Below are 21,464 nucleotides of genomic sequence, written 5' to 3'. Positions count from 1 at the left end.
TCTTAGAAAAAAACTGTAATATTGTCATTAACTTATCTTTTTGACCAAAATCTCTAGAGGGGTCAGTATGGCCTGAACGGGGGGTCAGCATCACCTGAATATCCAGAAAGTACGCACTGCTGCCATGGCTAGCTATTTCGACCACTGTAACAACCCCTCCTGCCATAGACTTCAACTTATACCGGATTAAAAAATAAATAAGCAGACACAAAAATGAAATTAATAAACGTTTAAAAAAAGTGTAAGAGCACCTATGGCCTTTAAGACGCCATAAGCATCTTTAGTTTTATCCGACACACAAAGCCAACGCTTTCCAAAACCAAAAGTTCCAAGCTCAATCCCCCCACTCCATCAACCTAATAGGCGACCTTTTGAACAAAGCAACTTCGGACCTTTAAACAAAGTTACATGCTTCTATGCATCTTACTTTAGTACTATAAAAAAAGGAATTAAAAACAAAAATTTTAAAAAATGGAACAAAACAATTACCAGGGAGCACTACAGAATCCGTTAGGTTCGGGCTTCAACGCAAAATCAACTTCAACTGAAGTAATTAAAGGTATTGACCTTACAGGAAAAATTGCCATTGTAACAGGGGGCAACACCGGTATTGGTCTGGAAACAGTAAAAACATTTGCAAATGCAGGAGCGACTGTCATTGTTGCGGCAAGGGATATTGAAAAAGCCAGGAAAAACCTGCAAGGCAGAATTAATGTAGAAATCGAGGAAATGGATTTAATAAACCCAGCTTCCATTGATACATTCAGCAAAAAGTTTTTGGCTTCAGGCAGACCGTTGCACTTACTCATCAATAATGCGGGAATAATGTGGGTTCCGCTACGAAGGGACAATCGCGGAATTGAATCTCAATTATCGGTAAATTATTTAGCACAGTATCAGCTTACGGCGCAACTTTGGCCTGCCCTTAAAAAAGCCAAAGGCACAAGAGTGATCAACGTCTCTTCTCACGGGCATCAATTTGCACCTTTTAATTTTGATGACCCGAATTTTGAACATGGGGAATACGAAACCCTGCATGGTTACGGCCAATCAAAAACTGCTGTTAATTTATTTACGCTTGAACTTGATAACAGAGCCAAAGAATTTGGTATAAGAGCATACGCATTGCACCCAGGTTCTATTGGCGGAACTGAACTAGCCAGAGAAGCCCCAGTAGAACTATTTTTAAAAATGGGCTTCTGCGATGAACAGGGGAATATATTACCTGAAGTTGCCGCTTCACTTAAAACCATTCCGCAAGGTGCTTCTACAACAATTTGGTGTGCCACAAGTCCACAGCTGAGCAAAATTGGTGGTGTGTATTGTGAAGATAATGACATTTCCATATTGGCTTCCGACTCGCAAATGTCAAATGGTGTAAAACGCTATTCCTTGGACGAGGTTGATGCAAAACGCTTATGGGAGTTGAGCGAAAAATTAACAGGTATTAAATTCCATTTTGATTACAAATAGAATATAACACTAAGGAAAACTTCAGAAAATTGAATTCGGAGGAACGGTTATTCATCAACGGTAAACTCACGAAATCAGTAACCGGAGAAGTTTTAGGTCCTAAAAACAAAATATTTCTGTTCAAATTATGCCGTACATTGTAAATATAAAATATTGTTTTAATCAGGAATTATAAAAATGGAACATACATCAGAATATTTAATTCCCGAAATAAAACTTTCTTGTTATGAAGATAAGTTTTCAAGGACAGATATAGTTTTTGATCAACATATGCTGATTTGGTTCATCTCGGGCGAAACAAAAATTGTGCAGTCAGAAGCAACACATTTTTTTAAGACCAATGATATTTTTCTAATTCCTAAAAATAAGCCTGCGACAATCATCAATTATCCAAAAGATGGCTTGCCTCATAAAACAGTTGTAATGCTCTTAACTGAAAAAGTACTTCGTAATTTTTACTGTGAAATAGAAGTAAAAACGAAGAATAGCCCTATTTCAAAAATTCATAGTTTCAGCAAGAGCCCTTTGCTTCAAAGTTGCCTTGCTTCTTTAATACCTTATTTTGATATGAAAGGGAACATTCCAAAAAATTTAGCATTGCTGAAAATTACGGAAGCGATAAGTATTCTGAGAGCAATTGATATTGAGATTGATGGAGTGTTAGCAAATTTTGACGATCCCAATAAGGTTAATTTAATCAGCTTTATGGAAAAAAATTATATGTTTAATATGCCACTGGAAAAGTTCAGCTATCTAACAGGTAGAAGTCTTACAACTTTCAAGCGGGACTTCATGAAAGCCTTTAACATTACTCCCCAAAGATGGCTTACACAGAAAAGACTTGAGTTGGCACATTATCAACTTTCCGAAAAAAAGAGTAAACCTATTGAGGTCTGTTACGAAGTGGGCTTTGAAAATTTATCTCATTTTTCATTTGCTTTTAAAAAGCAGTTCGGTTATACCCCAACAGAATTGACAGCCCAAAGAACAAAATACTAAATTCTTTGTCCAATTTTCTTGAATAGCGTTAACTGCATACAACAAAACCTGAATTACATATTAGTACTACATGTTCTTTATGACCATTGCTATAAAACAGTTTAAAAGGTCTGCCAGAAATAATCCGAAAGCCCCAATAGTCAATTCAAAGTGATGAACTGAAAAAAAATGGATTAGCGATCCTGTCCAGGCAGCACGTTGGTATTAGCAGGACCCAATCAATGACGATATGATAATTACATTTTTACCTTCAAAACCTGAGGCTTGTAGAAATCCGTACGCTGTTATCAATAGTCTTTGGGTTAGATTTATGATTCGATCTGAAAATGAAACATTCTACTACAGTAGTGATACGTATCATGGTTCGCATTACAAGATTTTACTGAAATTATTTTACAATTTCATTCAGATAGAGTTTTTTTTACACTTTACCTAAAACGAGCATTTGCAGCCTAGATTCTACAGCTGTAATATTCCCCGAAACCCTCTAACTGCATAATATGAATCCGCACCGTTGTGATAAATAAAAACCTGATCATATCGAAAATCACCAAAGATAGCCCCACCCAGTTTCCTGATATTTTCAGGAGTTTCTAACCAACTTGATGTTTTAGTATCAAATTTATCGAATGTTTGTAATTTTCTGTATTCTTTTTCATTCATTAGATCAACTCCCATATGTTGGGCCATATTTTTCGCACTATTAATGGGTTTATATTTTTTTCTTAATTCTAAAGCTTTATTGTCATAACAGAGACTTCTTCTTCCTTTCGGGCTTTCTATAGAGAAATCGCAAAAAATGTATCTTTTAGAATCTACATTATATTCTAATAAACTTGGTTCACCACCGGTTTTTTCCATTTCATTAATTGACCATAATTTATCTTGATTTTTTGCCAATTTTGTTTCGATTTCAGACCAGTTCACTGTAGGGAATCTTTCCTGATTATCCATAAACCGTTTTTTCAAAACCTCTAAAATGGAATTGGTTTCTTGAGCACTAAGTTTTTTCATCGAAGTCTGTTTTAATTGCTACTCTCAAATTTATTAAAAATCGTTTTGTTTTGCCTCAACGTCTTGTATAAACACAGCGAATTTACGAACTACTTAGCTATACTATTTAAGCCTTTTAATATTCATAACCAATAGATTCTTCCCATCACTGCAGATTGAAGTCCAAACATCACTTGATATCCCCCATTTCAAAATTTGTTACTGATTTTTTAATGTCGTAACCTTTCTACATTTTCTATAATCATTGATGAAAAATAATTCACGTCAGCTTCGATGCTTCCTTCATCCATAGCACAGTTTAAATTCACCCTTTCAGAATAGTCTTCTCATTTTTCCTTTATAATCTTTCAAGTTTTTGCGTAGCACAACGCCAAACAGATTTGTATGGAGCTTTTTTGGTCTTTCCGGATTCATCCTCATGATATGTAGTTGCTTCAAGGAAGTAAATTCCCTTCTCATCTAATTCTACTTCCAGGATTCCTTCGGAATTACTTTTAACCTCTTTTGTTTCTCCCGACGGAAGAAAAAGTGTTGCAGTAATTCCTTCTTTTTGTGTTCCTTTAAAGTAGGTTTTAAATATTCTTTTTGAAGAATTGATATTCTGAATTTCTTCAGCTAAAACAAGCTCTGGACTTTCTGTAGTAACTGGTATCATTTTACCTTTTTTCCCAACCATCACTGGAGCGAAAGCGTTGAATTGATATGCAGTGCCATCCCCCGGATCTTCTGCAACGTGAGAGATCTCAAGCCGGTAGGCTCCGTTTTTTTCAGGAGTAAAGTTTGCACTGTAGTGGTTATTATGTGCTGTGGTGGAAAGTTTTGTTCTTTTTCCGCTGGGCTGTACCAGCCATAATTCGAAATCGGCTACGTTGGAATACCAGTCGGTTACTTTCTCAGCTTTTCTCTCGGCGAATTCACTGTAATAAATTTTTACCTCGTGTATTTTTCCGGACGTACCTTCGGTGTTTGTATCAATGTATAAGGCATGCGCATGTGCCCAACCTGCTGCCAAAAATAAAAAGATGAAGAGCAGGAAAGATGTTTTAATATTTTTCATGAGATTTAATGTTTAAATTATTTGTTGATGCTTTTATGTGGGAAATTTTAAGCCTTCAATCCGTTTATTCGGATTTTTCTTCCACCATACGATAAAACCGGTAATGGGCAGACTAGCAGATATAATGCAAACTAAAAAGGCAATTATTTTTGTCCATATACCGCCAATGGCTCCTACGTGAAGGTCATAATTGAGTTTCATCAACTGCTCTCCTCCGTTCGCTTCCAAAAATGTCGGATCCTGATTAATCTGTTTTAGTGATCCTCTTTCATAATAAGTACTGATTGCCTGCCAGCGGGTTTCAAAACTAGGATTTATATTCACATTCCATACTCCGGTTTTTCCGTAGGGATATTGTATTCCCACCCTGTTCTTCGCTGGATCAATTCCAGAATCCAGTACCTGGTGGTAAAGAAGATCCTCCTCTTTTTGATCATGTTGGGCAACCACTGTCGTGTCACTGGTAAAACGGTTCTCATTCCGGGTTTCCCCACCCGATGCTGTCCAGTAGGCCGCGTCTGAAAACCACTGCATTCCATAAACCATTCCGGTAAGGCCTAAAACAAGTGCAACTAGCAAAGAATAGAATCCCAAAACGTTGTGAAGGTCATAATTCAGCCTTTTAAATTTTGCTGTCCATTTGATCTTAAAACTAGCATCCCGGGTAGATTTATTCCACCTTTTTGGCCACCATAAGACAAGGCCGGAGATTAGAGCAATGACAAAAATCAGGGTTCCGTAAGCAACAATAGGTTTTCCAATATTCCTTGGAAGCCATAATTGATAGTGGCCAATAATCATATATCTCCAAAAATCACTATTGAGCCTTCTGTTATGAAGAATTTCTGCAGTGTATGGATTTACATATATTTCCTGATAGTTCGTTCTGTCTGCATAGTAAGGAACGCTTGCACTTCTGCCTTCCCCGCGATAATAAACCCCATACACAGAAGGGAATCCAAGGCCATCCTTGACAGCTTCACTTAAAACAGATGGAGGAAGAAACTCTGCCTCTTCAGGTATTTCAACGGTTTGATAGGATTCAGAAAGTAATTTAATTTCTTCTTCAAATGTGAGAATGGCCGCTGTAAGACTAACCAAAACCACCACAATCCCAGAAATTAATCCCAACCACAGGTGAAGCCAGGCAGAAATTCTGTAGAAATAGGAACGTTTTTTTTTCTTTTTCTTTTTGGAATGTTTGGTGGAGGTTTTCATATAGATAGAAAGTTAAGGCACAGCCCTCAATAATGTAAGGGCTATACCTTCGGCTAATCAAATTTTAATTATTCTATAGGGTCAAGTTTGCTAATGGCAGTAATATTTCCTCCCTGTACTTCCAGTCCTTGTGAAGCAGTGGCACTTGCTACGTTTATATTGTAAACATAACTGCTTTCTTCAGTGGTTACTCCAATATGAACCGTTCCATCTTCAGAAACATAATTATTAGTGGTAATGCTTAAAATGTTTTCTTCGGAAGGCATTCCGGTAACCCATTCAAAAGTTTCATCATAAACATTAATAACAGCGATTTTATTTCCCGTAGCATAAGCAGAAGTTTTTTCTTCGGCCATTGTCACTACAAAATTTCCATTACCTGCATAAATGTGATTTGTGACATAGGCTCCGCCTGAAGCTGCTTCAAGATCGAACAGGTAAGTTTCATCAAATTTTCTTTCACCGCTGTTGATACGAGTCACAGCTGATGGTTTTGTAGAAGAAATTACACCGTTTGTAGCTGCTACTCCTGAAGAAAAAGCATAAGCATCGCCCGCTTCATCTACAGAAAGTCCGTTGGTGAAGTATCGCCCTATAAAGCTGGTACGGTCATCTTCAATAATTGTTTCCAGTTCCAATTCAGGATATGAATAAACTGCTATCCATGCCTGATCCGGGTATGCTGTTCCAAAAGTGTCGCTGCAGCAACCTTTTACTGTAAAAAAAGGTGCATACACTTTATCTCCCACCTGGGTCATCCAGCTAAAAAATGCCTGTTCCCCTTCCGGAGCAAGTTCTGCAGTATTGATTTGGCCCTGATCCACAATTTGGCTGGTTTCTGTATCTAGGCGGTACCAGTTTGCTACAGGAGAATCAGCGCTTCTGGAAATTTTCATCATAAGCACATCATCGTTTACAGGAGCAAATGCCTGTACAGTTTCTGATTGAAAGTTTGACAGCATTACAAGGTTCCCCTTATCATCCAGCTGGTAGGTAGTCACCGCTCCAGGATTACCCTGGCCATATAGTAAACTAAAGAATTTGTTGTTGTTGGTTACATAATACCGGTACGTACCATCCTGCTCCACACCATTTCCGGTGGTGCTGATGGAACCTTCAGTTAGATCGCTGGCGGTAAGCAGATAATCGGCTACGCCTTCAGACGCTACCGGAGTGGCAGCTATAATGTATCGGGAAGTAGCTTCTTCCCCTCCACCAGTGCCAGGGTTATCCACATCATCGTCGGTACAACCTGTTAAGCTGGAAAACGCCAGCATTGCTAAAAAATAAAAATCGAACTTTTTCATATTGATTTGATTTTGGTTATTTAAAAGTGTATCTGATTTTTCCGGAAAAGTTTCTTCCCGGTTTTTGTAAACTGAAATTGTCATAAAGGTTTTCATCGGTAAGATTTCTGCATTCCAGCGTGAACTGGAAGTTCTGTTCTTTTCCAAATGTGTAGGTAAGGTTAAGATCGTGGGATAACTGTTCCGGAACTTCAAGTTTGGAACTTCCTAAACTAGGCCAGTACAGAAAGAAAGAGTGAACATACAGCAGATTATAACCGATGCTTACAGGATGGGAAGTGTTCAATGGGCTCTTGAAGTTAAATGCCATATCAGCATTCCCATACAGGTAAGGAATATTGGGAATCCTGTCGCGGTAGACCACACTCTCCTGAGTTTGTGCGCCCTCAAATTGCGTATTGTTCCTTAGGTTCTGGTAAGTCAAATTAGCACCGGCAGAAAATAAATTTTTGAAAGAATACCGGGCTTCGGCTTCAAAACCAAGATTGGTAACATCGGAAAGATTGTCCATCACCTGATATACCTGATTTTGATTCAGTACAGGCCTAATAAAATCTTTTGAGTCCCGATAAAAGATATTCCCGCCTATATTCACAAGGTGAGATTCGTAAAGATCGATCCAGTACCCCGCACCTAAATTATAATTATAGCTGGATTCAGGTTTCAGGTTTGAATTTCCTTCAAACAGAATCCCTCCATCCCCGTACAGCTCATTTGGTTCGGGGAGACGGTAGCTTTTTTCAAAAGAGGCTTTTACCTGGAAATCATCAGTAAAGAAGTAAGTGCCAGCAAATCCATAACCGAATGAATTAAAATGATCTTTATTTCTCCTGTAGGCAACGTCCCCGTAATTCCCTGTTGGATTGTAGGACTGATCAAAAATATTTACCTGATTGTAATTTTTCGCAAATCCTGTTATGCTCCAGTTTTCTTCTTCGAATTGATACCCTGCTCCAAATATATTTTTGTTGGTTTGTTGTGGCTGGGCGTAGAGATCATCATTGGCATTCAGAAGGTTGCTGGTTTCACGATCAAACATATTGTAGACATTGCTTACCGAAAGTGAATGACGTTCATCAATTTTATAGTCGACACTGGCAGTAACGATACCGTTGTTGTTTTCAAATTCGGTGTGTCTGTTACTCAATTCCCCACCGGGGCCTTCATATTCTATAAATTCTCCAAACCAGTTATACCTGCGGTGAACAGTATCTACAACCTCCTCTTTTCCGAGGTTATAGTTGGCATTCAGCGTCACATCCAGGCCTTCTATCAAATTCTTTTTTTGATATTTAAAACTGGGCATGATAATATTTCCTCTGCTGTGGCGGTCTCCATACACACTCACCTGTCTTGCTCCCGTTTGTATTTCGTTGTAATTCTGTCCCAGTGTTATCCCAAAAAGCAACCTGTCGGCATAAGATTTATTTACCACACCAATGTTTCCTATAACTGTCTCATTATGGTACACATCATTGAACCGCTCCACATTTTGATTAGGAAAGTACTGGCCGGTATTAAGATCTGCAACATCTACCTTTACTTTGTAGTTATTATCTGAATAATTTTGATATGTGTTTAACTGAACGGTAAATCCGGATTCGCTCACATAACCGGCATTGAGGTTTGACCGGTGAGTATTGAAAGATCCATAAGAGTAGGAAAGATCCAGGTGATTTTTATCAAAGCTGTTGGTCACTATATTAACTGCACCTCCAAGAGCGTCTGCACCCAATCCCACAGGAACTACTCCTTTGTAAACTTCTATTCTTTTAGCGAGGTTGATTGGAATATTGTTTAACTGAAAAGAGGAACCGAAATTCTCCATTGGAATCCCGTCAACAAAAATTTTTACCTGGTTTCCCCGGAAACCGTTCATGGAAATATTCATTCTAGAGCCAACTCCGCCGTCTTCCCTTATCCTTATACCAGAAACCCGATTGAGGGCATGGCCAATATCAAGTGTGGTATTGTGTAGTTCTTCGGCATTTACAACCTCAACATTGAAGGCAAGTGCTTCTATTTCCTGAATTCGGCTTTTGGCGGAAAGTGTTACAGCATCCAGCTCGAATGAAGATTCCTTCAGTATAATCTTTAGCGGAAAATTCTCTGTATTTAGGTTTTGTATTGATTGGGTGTGGGTGCCAAAACCAATAAAAGATGCTTCAATGGTTAAAGGGCCGGAAAAGTTTCCGAAGAAAGAAAACTCACCTTGTCCATTGGTAACCTTACCCGATGACAATTCCTTCAAAATGACGGTCGCCCCATTAAGTGGAACACCATAAGAATCAACTACGACACCACTAATGTGACGTTGATTTTGGGAGAAGACTGTTCCTGTAAGCATACAGCATAGCAGGAAAATCCAAGGCAAATTTGTATATTGCATTGCTTTTTAATTGTAACGGTTGAAAAGTGTTTAATGGAGTCATACAGTTGCCGCTGTATGGCTCTTTTTTTATTCAGGCACAGTCTTTTTATTAAGACTAATTCTAAATAATAAGCAAATGTAAATATTTTTTTGAAGGAAAAAAGAAAGCCTTGCTTTTTTTTCAATTATTTTTTCGGGTTTATCCTATTCTTAAATTTATTATATCATCTCTCTTGTGTCAGCGGATTTTTCTTAAAAAAATCACTGAGAACTCATTAAAAAGACCTAACATTGTAGCGATTTTTGGTTACTAATACTTTTAAAGTATGGTATTAAAAGGGAATCAGGTGTAAATCCTGAACAGTTCCCGCTGCTGTAAGTCCCTCCTGTAATTTCAGGAGAAAATCTTTTTAATAGTACCACTGTCTTTTTTAGATGGGAAGGATTAAAAAGAGGGATGAGTCAGAAGACCTGCCGTTAAATCGCAAAGACAAAGCTTTCGGGAGTTATAGCTTTGGATAGATCTTCTATTCTCATCATATCCCCTGGCGTTTTGTTTTGTACAAGAAGTTAATTTTAATTTTAACCTTAATACAAATCAAATGCAACAAAAATTCTCTTTTCACCTGTCTCTCATTATTGGCTTTATCTTCTTATTTTCATCCTGTAGCCGCGATGATGAAGAGATCATAACACCTCCTATGGAATTTGCCAATCCCGAATACCAAAAAGATTATGATTTAATGATAAATGATACTTTACTGCTTAAACCTGAGGTTCTAAATCTACCGCAAACAGTTAGCTTTAGCTGGATTTTAAATGATGATAAAATTTCATCGCAACAAAATTTAAAGCAGGTGATGACGGAATCCGGAACGTTTAAGCTCGAATTCAAAGCGGTTGCCGACAGTGATTCCATCTCCAGATTATTTCAGATTACCGTAAATGACCCTTACGAACTCTACTTCCGCCCAAAAACGGAAAGCAGCAGTGAATACATCTCAGAAATAATTGAATACAAACCCGCGCCAGGACAGTACATTAATGCTACCTATGGTACACCGGAAGATGCAGAAAAAATCATTGGCGGCAAATCCAAAATCCTTTCATTAGGAGCCTGGGGTGGGTATGTGATTTTCAGCTTTGATCATACTATAGAAAATAAGTCGGACACTAAGGACTTCGTGGTTTACGGCAATGCAATGAACGGGCTTTCTGAACCAGGAATTGTGCAGGTTTCATTTGATGAAAATGGAAATGGTTTAGCAGATGACGCCTGGTATGAGTTATTGGGAAGCGCCCACAAAGCAGAAGAGACCATCCTAAACTATGAAGTCACCTATACCAATCCCGGGGAATATGCTAATGTACCGTGGGTTGATAATCAGGAGACAAAAGATAGTGTAATGGTAAATGCGTATCACAAACAAAATTATTATCCCCTTTTTATTGATGAACAGGAGGCAGTCACATTTGCAGGCACGAGAATTTATCCGACTGTCAAATTAGAAGGATTTGCTTCCATTGATGCCCTTGATTGGGGATATGTTGATAATTATGATTCAGAATACAGTGTGCATGGCGGGAATGCCATGGAAATTGATTGGGCCGTAGATGAAGAATGGAACCCGGTGAATTTAAAAGGTATAGACTTCGTAAAGGTATATACCGGCGCTCAGGAAAATGTTGGTTGGCTTGGTGAAATATCCACTGAAATTAAAGGTGCTTCAGATCTTTCTATGCTCCGTTAGAATTGCTCCTATTTTCTTCATAGAAAACCCGGAACTTTCTCCGGGTTTTTTCCTTTTTTTAATATGCGGTAAGCCTGCAAAGGATTAAATATCAACTTCAGCTAGAGTTAGAAGGGACAGCATAAAATTAACTATCAAAGAATCATTAACTGTAGTAATAATTATTTGATAAACTTAGGAAATATGATTTAACGAAGAACATTTATAAATTATTCCTGTAATGGAGATTTATACCAGGAACTTTTCTTTTTGATGTTTAAGTACCTCCGCTTCCCTATAAAAAATAATCTCCTGAGCAATATTAGTTGTGAGATCCCCCACCCTTTCAAGTTTTTTTATAACTGTATATAACATGAGAAACTGGTCGACCAGTTGCACGTCTTTTCTCACTAGTTTAGAAATTACTGAAATACTGTTATTATTGATCTCGTTGAGAATCTGTTCCTTTTTAAAGACTTTATGCGCGCGTTGACTACTATTGTCTGCATAGGCTTCCCTTATATCCTCGAGCATTGATATAGTATGAGAAAACATTTCATCAATGCGAAGATGTTTCAACAACCTTCTATCGGGGAGCATGTTCAATTCTAAGGTAAACTTTGAAATTCCAAAAGCGTAATCTCCAATGCTTTCCAGATCAAAATTAATTTTGCGAAGAGCCAGTACAAACCTTAGATCACTGGCTACAGGTTTGTGTAGCACTAAAAATTGCTCACAGTCCCTGCCAATTTTCAGATCAAGCGCATTCATCTTGTACTCCATATGAATGACCATTTCGGCAAGATCCTTATCCAGGTTAAGAAAAGCTTCAATTGAATTTTCCAACTGTGTACCACACAAGTCAAACATTTCTGTACCTAACTGAATCAGCACTTCTTTATGTTGATCAATATTTACCATAGGCTGTCTGCCGATTAAATTATTTTATTTCATACATTTTCGTGGTAAGACCGGATTGATGTCTAAGGAATAAATAATAACACAGCTCCTAAAAACCATACAAAACAATTTTAAATGGTCTTACACTCAGAATTTTTATTGCGCTAAAAATAAAGAAAACTAAGGATCATTATGTAAAATTAAGATTATCAATTATTTATGGAAGGGTTAGCTATTCCTGGTTTGGTGTCGTTTTCAATACCGTTTGAATAATGCAGCAAATACTTTTACCTCCCTTTTTCTTATTAAAGGTGGAAAGTAATAGGTTTTTTGCACCTAGCTCTAAAAATTTCATTTAAGAAAATCTCTAAACCATTTACCTGAATCTTTTATTATTCTTTCTTGCGTCGTGAAATTCACATGTACTAATCCAAAGCGGGGCCGAAATCCTTCTGCCCATTCAAAATTGTCTGTAAAACTCCAAACAAAGTAGCCATTGACATTCGCCCCTTCTTTTTTTGCTTTTAGAACTGCAGCCATATACTGCTTTAAATAATTGATCCTCCTAATATCCTTTACTTCTCCATGTTCCACGATATCCTCATAGGCCGCACCATTTTCTGTCACTATAATTTGTTTTATTCCACTATAGGCATTAAATTTTTTTAACATGTTATATATAGAATTAGGATAAAATTCCCATTTCATAGCTGTTAAAGGTACCTGCCTTTTTTCAGCTTTAATATTTCTTGCTTTTATATAAGGAATAATCCACGAATGCCTTACGATCTCCCGAGTATAATTTTGGATCCCTATAAAATCAAAATCGAATTTCAACATTTCTTCATCTCCCGGAAGTTTATATTTCCTCAACCTTTTAAGAAATTTCAGTTCATTAACGGGATAACCCAAACCCAGAGCAGGTTCTACAAAAAGTCGATTCACAAGAGCATCAATTCTTTCTGCGGCCAACCTGTCTTTTCTGTTTTGTTTAAAAGGTTCAATAAGCGAACATGAAAAAGTAGTTCCTACCAGGGAATTGGGATAATGAGCTTTTATGATTCTGGCACCTTCTGCCTGGCATAGAGCAGCATGATGAATAGCTGGTATAAAATTTTTCAGGCCTTTTTTTCCTGGAGCATGAACACCCAGAAAGTATCCTGCACCTAAAAAAACAAGAGGCTCATTAAGTACCATCCAGTTTTTGACCCTATCTCCAAATTTTTCTACACATAAAACTACATATTCCTTAAACCAGTCTATGATTTCCCGGTTAGTCCAGCCTCCTTTTTGTTCCAGAACATAAGGTAGATCCCAATGATAAAGTGTCACCCAAGGTTCAATACCCAACTCCAAACATTTATCTATTAGCCGGTTGTAAAAATCGACTCCTGCAGGATTGGAATCCCCTTTACCAGTTGGAATGATACGGGACCAGGAAAGAGAGAATCTAAAATTGGGAATATTTAGTGTTTTCATCAAATGAAGATCATGCTCATATCTTTGATAAAAGTCACACGTTATATTACCATTATGGCCGTTGTACACTTTCCCCTTTTTTTTAGAAAAGATATCCCAGATAGACGGCCCCTTTCCATCCGCTTCGTGGCTTCCCTCTATTTGGTAAGCAGCTGTTGAAACGCCCCATCTAAAATCTTCACCAAAATCTTCTTTTTTGAAGGAAGGACTTTCTCCAGGTTCCGTAGAATCTATATCTGACATTAATTATTGAAATGAATATGGATTAAAAATGATACTCCCTTCTACTTTTAATTTACCGGAGAATCAATGCTTCCCAGGAAAGATTGATTGACAGCACTGAGATTGGTGATAAAATGATTATTCAGAAGGGTTTGAATGATTTCCTCAGTGATATCTGGAAAGTCTACCTGAATCAATGATTCCGTATTTAACCATTCTCTAATTTTGGGGAATTGTTTCTTCTTTAAATTTTTAAGCACTGTAACTCCTAATACTTTCAAGGCAGCAGCATTGCAATGCTGCTCGTATTGATTTTCCATAGGAACCACAAGAAGCTTTTTCTTCAAAAACAGTGCTTCTGAAGGAGTTTCAAATCCTGCACCACAAAGTATGCCCTTACTAGAAGCCATACTTTCCAAAAATGCCTCGTTATGAACTGGTTTTAAAAAAACATTCCCGCAATCATACGCTTTCCTGTTATGCTTGGAAAATACTTCCCATTTTATATCACTAAACCGGGATAAGATCTTAATCAGTTTTTTATCGCTGTAAGATGGCAGATATACAGTATAATGACCATTATTTGATACAAAAAGCTCTCGCACCTGTCTTCTTATTACAGGTGTATAGGTTTGATCGTTAAAGCTCGAAAAATGAAAACCATACTTTACAGTAGAGGGTGCATAATACTTTAAGATTAATCTCCCTATTCTGTCCCTGTGTTTCGGTAAAGGAGCATTGACTGCCAATACAGCGCATTGATGACTCAAGGCAATACAGGGTCTTCTTTTAAAATAGCACGCCCACGCTGAAACAGGTTCAAAATCGTTGATGACAACATCGTATTGGTGCACCGGAACCTTTTGGATCTCTCTTATAATCCCTCTGATATTATTCTGAATAAAGGTCTTCCAAAGATCTACTCCTCCCCTTTTTCCAAATATAAACCCAAGGCCTTTCATCTGGTATTTCACATCATACGGAAGCGTCATATCTGCCTGAGTCCCACTTACCAAAATATCTACCTCTCCTATGTTTTTTAGTAAAGGAATAACATCTCTCGCTCTACTTAGGTGACCGTTTCCTGTTCCCTGAACAGCATATAATATTTTCATAGTTTATTGAGAATTAATTAATAACTATTCCCTTTTATGGTTTCACAAAATTTAATTCCCGAACAAGATTTTCAAACAATTCACTACTGCTCACTTCAACCACTTTAAACTTCTTTGCCCTCGCCGCCATTACTAAGTGAGGATCCTCGTAAAAATGATACAAATTCCAACTTCCACTATTGTATTCCAGTGCAGTAAGATTTTCTATCCAGTCCCCTGAATTCATATAAATCACTTCGCCTCCTTCTCCTTCAATCCTTCTTATTTCCGGCTGGTGAATATGGCCACAAAGGACATAATGGTATCCATTTGAAATAGCTATTTCTGCGGCGATCTGTTCAAAATCATTTATAAATTTCACTGCACTTTTCACACTGTTCTTTATCTTTTTTGAAAGGGATAGTTTCCCTCTCCCCATCCCTTCTGAAATGAAATTGAACATCCGGTTGATTAATATTAGTCCATCATATCCTTTTGCCCCTAATTTTGCCAACCATTTAGAGTTTTGCATGGTTACATCGAAAACGTCACCATGAAATATCCAGGTTTTTTTGCCATTTAGATCAAGTACTACTTTGTTAACAATCTCGAGGGATCCCATCTTAAATCCGACAAATTTCCTCAGCATTTCATCATGATTGCCGGTTACGTAATACACCTTCACTCCCTTAACAAGAAATTCAGTTATACATTTCAAAACCTGCATATGAGATTCTGGCCAGTAACTTTTATTGAATTGCCATATATCAATAATATCTCCATTAAGTATCAGTATTCCGGGCTGTACGCTTTTGAGGTAGCTCAAAAGCTCCCCTGCGTGGCATCCGTACGTACCTAGATGGACATCAGAAATCACCACAACCTCTACTTTACGTCTTTTCATTTTTTTTTAAATTTTAATGGAATTGGACTTATGGAAATATGGCTGTTCTTCCTTCCGGAAGAGAAAAAGGCAGATGAAAAAGAAAGAAATAAATGTATGAGTAAAGCGTCGTTACAAGTGATAATAAAATGGAATAATGAGGAAGAGAGAAAAGAATATCTTTTTTGAGGATCCAGGGATTTATCCATTATACGATTTTTCAATATGCATGATTTATTTATTAGCAATTTAAAAACGGGACATTACCTCATAATCATGTAATCATTAATTTCTGTTTAATAATTTATTATTTGCTTTTCAAGCACAAAAAAAGGGTGGAAATATTTTTAACACCCTCATTTTTGGCTAATTCAAAAAATCTTAACAACTAAAATCCTGTTTTTGGCTATGTTCCAGGAATAACGATCAATTGTCGAAACAAACCTAATCCAAAAAAGAACGTATTACATTAACGAAACATGAAGTGATCAATAAGAAAAAATTATGTCATTTAAGTTTAAACTAAATTAAGAGGTCACCACAGAGATTTTCCAGGGAAAAGAATTCTTGTTTTACAAGCAATAAACCCTGCCTAAAATCTTCATTGGTTTTCTCAATCGTTTGAAGTTCATTTCACCTTATAATCTTTAAACTGACTTAATAGATTGTTAAAACTGGCTTAAACATATTTCATTTTAAAGGAGCTTATTTTGGCCTGTCAAAAAGCTAAACTTATGTAGTATCAAAGCAAAATAAATTCAAAAAGAAAACCGCAGCTGCTACGAACAACTGCGGTTAATAAACTTAAGCTAACCAATCACTTAAATTCATGTATTCTAAAATTAAGCAAAAAAAGCCAAAAAATATAATCTTTGGCTTTACCATCTTATTCCTGTCACAGCTAAACTATGCCAATGTTACCGCTGCAGGTAAAATTACCAATGAAGTTCTGAATCCAAAAGTAGAGCAGCAAACAATCACCGGTACTGTTCAGGATGGACAAGGAATCCCGCTACCTGGAGCTACCGTAAAAATAGAAGGTACAAACCGGGGGACTGTTACCAATTTTAATGGAGAATTTTCCATTGAAGCCAAACAGGGAGATGTCCTCCAGGTTTCATATATTGGATTTCAGAATTTTGAGGTAACCCTTTCTGGGGAGACAAATTTAATTATTCAATTACAGACAGACAGTGCCTCCCTGGATGAAGTAGTCGTTGTTGGATATGGAAGTCAGAAAAGATCCGATTTAACCGGAGCTGTTAGTTCAGTAAATGATGAAGAGTTTAATAAAGGGGTCGTGACAAATCCCGGAGATCTTTTGCAGGGTAAAGTATCAGGTCTGAATGTCACTAATACCAGCGGAGAACCGGGCGCAGGTCAGGATATCGTCATCCGTGGGGTTGGAACGTTACGATCAGGAACTTCTCCGCTTTACGTGATCGACGGTTTCGTTCTTGATAATTCTTCTAATGGAGTACCCACCAACCCTTTAAATTTTATCAACACGCAGGATATTGAATCTATGACAGTGTTAAAGGACGCCTCTGCTGCCGCCATTTATGGTTCAAGAGCTGCTAATGGTGTGGTGGTAATTACCACTAAAAAAGGCAAGGAAGGCAGAACACAGATGAACTTCTCTGCTTCTACGGCTATATCAACGATAGCTAACAAAATAGATATTTTTTCAGCAGATGAATTCCGGGAAGTTGTCCAGGAAATAGGCGGAAGTTTGAATGACAATGGTGCAAATACAGATTGGCAGGATGAACTCACTCGAACTGCTGTTTCTAAAGAAGTAAATTTTTCCATGAGCGGTGGTACTGCCCAAACTTCCTATTTTGGATCTATTGGGGCGCAGGATCAGCAGGGAATTTTAAATAACAGTGAGTTAAAACGCTACTCTGCCCGAGTAAACCTGTCTCAAAAGGCTTTCAATGAACGGGTAAATGTCGATTTTAATCTTTCAGCATCCAGGACTGAAAATGAAAGACCCGATGTAAATACTATGGTGAGTAATATGCTTCAGTTAAATCCTACCACTCCTGCATATACAAACGGAGAACCTACTGTTTTCGGGACGGGAATTAACCCTTTGATTATTGAAGACATTTATGGTGATTATGCAAACAATAACAGGATGATTGCCAATATTTCTCCTTCTTTGGAGATTATTGAGGGCATAACCTATAAATTAAACTTTGGGGTGGATTATTCCAAAACAGACAGGGATGAGCAGCTAATACCTTATTCAGCAGATCCTGATTATGCGGAAGGTTCTATAAATTCAGTTTTTACAACCAACAAAAATACGTTGATTGAAAATACCCTTACTTACAATGTAGATCTTGGCGAACATGGGTTAACATTTCTTGCTGGTCATTCCTATCAGGAGTTTTTCATCCATGCCAAGCGATATTATTTCACTGATTTTCCTGATAATGGTATCGAACCCAGATACCAACTTGGAGAAGCCCGGGGCGAAGACCGCTCCCAATCTTCAGACGCCACAAAAAATGAACTGCAGTCGTTCTTTGGCAGGATTAATTATGATTTTGCAGATAAGTACCTTATGACTGCAACTTTACGTTCAGACGGTTCTACTAAATTCGGAAAGAATAATACTTATGCATATTTCCCATCTTTTGCTATTGGATGGAATATTTACAGGGAAGACTTTATGCAAAATTCCGGAATAAACAATCTGAAACTAAGAGCTAGTTGGGGTAAATCCGGTAACCAGGAAATACCTTCCAAACAGACTAAACTTAGTTACGGAGAAAGTTTTGAAGATAATGACATTTATCCTCTAGATGGAAATGTGAATAGCAGGGAAGGTTATCCCTACGGTTTGGTTTTCGCCCGTACTGCAAATCCAGATCTTCAATGGGAAGAAACCACGCAAACAAATATTGGTTTGGATTTCGGATTTTTAAATTATAAACTAACAGGTACACTGGATTATTTTTATAAGGAGACGAATGACGTTTTGCTTTATTTCTCTACCCAGGATCCAATTGATGAAGTTGGTTTTAAATGGCAAAACATTCCTGGCATGAAAATCAAGAATCGTGGTTTGGAAGTTTCTTTGGACTATCAAAGTGATGCGAGCCGTGATTTCTCCTATAACATTGGTGGTAACTTCTCTTACATCGAAAATGAAATTACGGATTCCCCGTTCACGATTGTAACTACAGGAACTGCCAGTGGTTCGGGACAAACCGGTGCAACCATAAATGGTTACATGAATAATGAACCCATCGGAAATTTTTACTTACGTGAATTTACCGGTATTGGTGAAGATGGTTTCAGTACTTATACAGATTTAAACGGTGATGGACAAATAGATGACAGTGACCGCATTTCGGCAGGTAGTGCTGTTCCTAATATCAACTATGCTTTTTATACAAATTTCCGGTATAGGAATTTTGACCTGGCTTTGAACTTTAACGGGGTGAGTGGTAACAAAATCTATAACCACACCAGGATGAGTCTGTTTAATATGACCCAAATCGCGAATTCTCTAAACACTACAGACCAGGCTATTGAATTTTCGAATGAAGATCCCAGCAACTCCAATACAGTTTCAACCCGCTATCTGGAAGATGGAAGCTTCTTACGCTTAAATAATGCCACCCTTGCTTATAATTTAAAACCTGAGGCGATAGGGATGAGAGATTTGTTGACGAACGTTCGTATCTCGGTTACAGGACAAAATTTATTTGTCATCACCGACTATACCGGATTTGATCCTGAACTAAACACAGGAAGTTCTGGCGATTCTAAATCCTATGGGATCGATTATTTCACTTACCCAAAACCGAGGACCTTTTCATTCGGTTTAAACGTAATATTCTAACTATTTAATCTTTTTGAAAATGAAACATAAAATATTAACCGTAATGGTTGGGCTAAGTGCCCTGCTATTCTGGAATTGTACAGATCTGGAAGAAGAAATTCTGGACGAATCATTAACAGGAACAGACGGACTGGCTGAACCAGTTTCGGGTTCTTTAGCTGCAGCCTATGGCATATTACCACAAACATTTAGGCATACCCGTTATTTCGGATTGCAGGAAATAGCTTCAGATGAAGCAATATTACCACCTCGGACCGGACTGGGTGGAACTCAGTGGGCAGATAATGATACATACGTGACTGCTCACCGCCACCAAATGTCTTCAAATAATAGTCTGGTAACCCAATCCTGGAGCTATTTAACTACTGCCCTGTTTAGAACAGTAGCAGCAATAGATGTTTTAACCCCACTAGCTGAAGAAGGTAATGCAGAAGCAGAACAGGCGCTTGCCGAAATGAGGGCTTTGAGAGCTTATGAAAACATGCTCTTTTTGGATAGCTGGGGCCTTGCTTTTAAAAAAGAAAATACTACCGGTATTTCCGAAATCCTTCGTGGAGAAGATGCCATCGCTTATATCGAAGATGAATTTCTAGCAGTTGTAGATATCATCAACACAAATAAAGGTCCCGGAAGAATGACCCAATCTGCCGTTTATGGTTTCTTAGCTAAACTACACTTGAATGCAGCAGTTTATAGGGATCCATACGGAACTCCCGATTTTACTGATGAGGATATGAATAATGTGATCAATTACACCAGTAAAATCATCAATGAAGGAGGGTTCTCCTTGTCTCCGGAATATTTTGATTTGTTCAACGATGAGAACCACTTTAATCCGGAAATAATTTTCGCACTCGACCTTCGTGGAGTTCTGGATGCAGATCATAACCGATGGGCATATTGGTCTATGTCCGGTTCACTTTTCCCAAGACCGGGCGATAAATATTTGAGTATGGATGGAACGGACGGTCCTGCCATCACCCCTGATTTTTACCAGACCTGGGTTAATGCATATGGATCTGTCGATCCTGCTGATGCCGATTCCAGGTTCTATCAGGAAAACGCGCAGGTTCCTGATGAATTAAGAAACATTGAAGGACTTACTCCTTACAAAAATGATACTTTGGGGCTAAAGAGTGATAAGGATCATTACTTCCTGGCAGATGCCGGTTTTGAAATTGACCGGGGTATCATCCGGGGTACAATGTGGGCGCCAAGAAAGGAATCTTTTAGATCCGGTAATTTTTTAACCGGAAATGATGGAAGTGGAACCACAAAGTATCGAATATACCCTCTTGCAGAAGCAAGGGAAAATGGATCTGACATTGAAGACATTTGGTATTATGTAAACCACACTCTGGACATTAGTATACAAAACGAGAATAGTTATGCCGGTGGATACAGGGTAGCAAAATGGCAATTCAGTAAAACTTCTCCAGACGGTAACAATTACAGCGATGTAGATCTTGTATTATTGCGCCTGGCTGATATTTACCTGATGAGAGCAGAAGCGAAACTTCGAAAAGGAGATAATGCCGGTGCCCTGGCAGATGTAAATACGGTAAGAACTTCGAGAACTGCACGCCCTGATAAAACCCCGGCAGCTTTATCTTCTATTGACCTGGAAACCTTATTCCGTGAACGTGGTTTTGAGTTTTACTGGGAAATGTCACGCCGTACAGACCAGATCCGCTTTGGCCATTACGAGGATTCCTGGACTTCCAAAACAGATAGTGATGTACATCACAGGCTGTTTCCTATTCCTCAGGAAGCAATAGATGGAGCCTCAAATATAGAAGGTTATTTAGAACAAAATGCCGGTTATTAATTCGAAAAAATAAATTGTTCAATAGCGGCA

The 21,464-nt window shown here is 38.0% G+C and carries 14 protein-coding genes and 1 riboswitch; of the genes, 5 read left to right on the top strand and 9 right to left on the bottom strand.

Features of this window, described 5'->3' with window-relative positions; all coding sequences use genetic code 11:
- Positions 1-471: 471 nt before the first annotated feature.
- Positions 472-1,473, top strand: a complete 1,002-nt coding sequence (locus IE056_RS09895; protein ID WP_189604552.1) for an SDR family NAD(P)-dependent oxidoreductase — start codon at positions 472-474, stop codon at positions 1,471-1,473.
- A gap of 177 nt (positions 1,474-1,650) precedes the next feature.
- Positions 1,651-2,472 (top strand): helix-turn-helix domain-containing protein, encoded by an 822-nt coding sequence (locus IE056_RS09890; protein ID WP_189604551.1) that lies wholly within the window; start codon positions 1,651-1,653, stop codon positions 2,470-2,472.
- A 459-nt stretch (positions 2,473-2,931) separates the two neighbouring features.
- On the opposite strand, the gene IE056_RS09885 is transcribed toward IE056_RS09890, so the two are convergent.
- The 5 genes from IE056_RS09885 to IE056_RS09865 all read right to left on the bottom strand — a co-directional run bounded on the left by IE056_RS09885 (position 2,932) and on the right by IE056_RS09865 (position 9,457).
- Positions 2,932-3,486, bottom strand: coding sequence for a DUF4256 domain-containing protein (locus IE056_RS09885; protein WP_189604550.1), 555 nt, complete (start codon positions 3,484-3,486; stop codon positions 2,932-2,934).
- A 337-nt stretch (positions 3,487-3,823) separates the two neighbouring features.
- Complete coding sequence (locus tag IE056_RS09880; RefSeq protein WP_189604549.1) at positions 3,824-4,543, bottom strand: hypothetical protein; 720 nt, start codon at positions 4,541-4,543, stop codon at positions 3,824-3,826.
- Between the two features lie 33 nt (positions 4,544-4,576).
- Complete coding sequence (locus IE056_RS09875) at positions 4,577-5,761, bottom strand: PepSY-associated TM helix domain-containing protein (protein ID WP_189604548.1); 1,185 nt, start codon at positions 5,759-5,761, stop codon at positions 4,577-4,579.
- Positions 5,762-5,829: 68 nt separating this feature from the next.
- Positions 5,830-7,068, bottom strand: coding sequence for a DUF4374 domain-containing protein (locus IE056_RS09870; RefSeq protein ID WP_189604547.1), 1,239 nt, complete (start codon positions 7,066-7,068; stop codon positions 5,830-5,832).
- 16 nt (positions 7,069-7,084) lie between these two features.
- Entirely contained in the window at positions 7,085-9,457 is a 2,373-nt protein-coding gene (locus IE056_RS09865; RefSeq protein WP_189604546.1) for a TonB-dependent receptor, read from the bottom strand.
- A 270-nt stretch (positions 9,458-9,727) separates the two neighbouring features.
- Positions 9,728-9,932: riboswitch (cobalamin riboswitch) on the top strand.
- 109 nt (positions 9,933-10,041) lie between these two features.
- Here IE056_RS09865 and IE056_RS09860 point away from each other — a divergent pair.
- A complete protein-coding gene (locus tag IE056_RS09860; protein ID WP_189604545.1) occupies positions 10,042-11,190 on the top strand; it encodes a PKD-like domain-containing protein in 1,149 nt (382 codons plus the stop codon).
- Between the two features lie 228 nt (positions 11,191-11,418).
- On the opposite strand, the gene phoU is transcribed toward IE056_RS09860, so the two are convergent.
- The 4 genes from phoU to IE056_RS09840 form a co-directional block, all read right to left on the bottom strand.
- Positions 11,419-12,090, bottom strand: a complete 672-nt coding sequence (phoU, locus tag IE056_RS09855) for a phosphate signaling complex protein PhoU (protein WP_189604544.1) — start codon at positions 12,088-12,090, stop codon at positions 11,419-11,421.
- 330 nt (positions 12,091-12,420) lie between these two features.
- Positions 12,421-13,791: a GH1 family beta-glucosidase gene (locus tag IE056_RS09850; protein WP_189604543.1), complete on the bottom strand. Its 1,371-nt coding sequence runs from the start codon at positions 13,789-13,791 to the stop codon at positions 12,421-12,423.
- 47 nt (positions 13,792-13,838) lie between these two features.
- Positions 13,839-14,885: a glycosyltransferase family protein gene (locus IE056_RS09845; protein WP_189604542.1), complete on the bottom strand. Its 1,047-nt coding sequence runs from the start codon at positions 14,883-14,885 to the stop codon at positions 13,839-13,841.
- Between the two features lie 34 nt (positions 14,886-14,919).
- Positions 14,920-15,768, bottom strand: a complete 849-nt coding sequence (locus tag IE056_RS09840) for a UDP-2,3-diacylglucosamine diphosphatase (protein ID WP_189604541.1) — start codon at positions 15,766-15,768, stop codon at positions 14,920-14,922.
- A gap of 808 nt (positions 15,769-16,576) precedes the next feature.
- Here IE056_RS09840 and IE056_RS09835 point away from each other — a divergent pair.
- On the top strand, positions 16,577-19,606 hold the full coding sequence (locus tag IE056_RS09835; protein WP_189604540.1) for a SusC/RagA family TonB-linked outer membrane protein: 3,030 nt from the start codon (positions 16,577-16,579) through the stop codon (positions 19,604-19,606).
- Between the two features lie 19 nt (positions 19,607-19,625).
- Positions 19,626-21,434: a RagB/SusD family nutrient uptake outer membrane protein gene (locus IE056_RS09830; protein ID WP_189604539.1), complete on the top strand. Its 1,809-nt coding sequence runs from the start codon at positions 19,626-19,628 to the stop codon at positions 21,432-21,434.
- Positions 21,435-21,464: the final 30 nt, after the last annotated feature.

Source organism: Salinimicrobium marinum, assembly GCF_014651535.1.
Classification (GTDB): Bacteria; Bacteroidota; Bacteroidia; order Flavobacteriales; family Flavobacteriaceae; genus Salinimicrobium; species Salinimicrobium marinum.
The sequence above is the reverse complement of the archived record's forward strand: the minus strand, read 5'-3'. Positions and strand labels throughout refer to the sequence as shown.

Excerpts from the sequence above, each read along its gene's own strand:
- IE056_RS09895 (WP_189604552.1), top strand. The coding sequence starts at position 472 with ATGGAACAAAACAATTACCAGGGAGCACTACAGAATCCGTTAGGTTCG.
- IE056_RS09890 (WP_189604551.1), top strand. The coding sequence starts at position 1,651 with ATGGAACATACATCAGAATATTTAATTCCCGAAATAAAACTTTCTTGT.
- IE056_RS09885 (WP_189604550.1), bottom strand. The coding sequence starts at position 3,486 with ATGAAAAAACTTAGTGCTCAAGAAACCAATTCCATTTTAGAGGTTTTG.
- IE056_RS09880 (WP_189604549.1), bottom strand. The coding sequence starts at position 4,543 with ATGAAAAATATTAAAACATCTTTCCTGCTCTTCATCTTTTTATTTTTG.
- IE056_RS09875 (WP_189604548.1), bottom strand. The coding sequence starts at position 5,761 with ATGAAAACCTCCACCAAACATTCCAAAAAGAAAAAGAAAAAAAAACGT.
- IE056_RS09870 (WP_189604547.1), bottom strand. The coding sequence starts at position 7,068 with ATGAAAAAGTTCGATTTTTATTTTTTAGCAATGCTGGCGTTTTCCAGC.
- IE056_RS09865 (WP_189604546.1), bottom strand. The coding sequence starts at position 9,457 with ATGCAATATACAAATTTGCCTTGGATTTTCCTGCTATGCTGTATGCTT.
- IE056_RS09860 (WP_189604545.1), top strand. The coding sequence starts at position 10,042 with ATGCAACAAAAATTCTCTTTTCACCTGTCTCTCATTATTGGCTTTATC.
- phoU (WP_189604544.1), bottom strand. The coding sequence starts at position 12,090 with ATGGTAAATATTGATCAACATAAAGAAGTGCTGATTCAGTTAGGTACA.
- IE056_RS09850 (WP_189604543.1), bottom strand. The coding sequence starts at position 13,791 with ATGTCAGATATAGATTCTACGGAACCTGGAGAAAGTCCTTCCTTCAAA.
- IE056_RS09845 (WP_189604542.1), bottom strand. The coding sequence starts at position 14,885 with ATGAAAATATTATATGCTGTTCAGGGAACAGGAAACGGTCACCTAAGT.
- IE056_RS09840 (WP_189604541.1), bottom strand. The coding sequence starts at position 15,768 with ATGAAAAGACGTAAAGTAGAGGTTGTGGTGATTTCTGATGTCCATCTA.
- IE056_RS09835 (WP_189604540.1), top strand. The coding sequence starts at position 16,577 with ATGTATTCTAAAATTAAGCAAAAAAAGCCAAAAAATATAATCTTTGGC.
- IE056_RS09830 (WP_189604539.1), top strand. The coding sequence starts at position 19,626 with ATGAAACATAAAATATTAACCGTAATGGTTGGGCTAAGTGCCCTGCTA.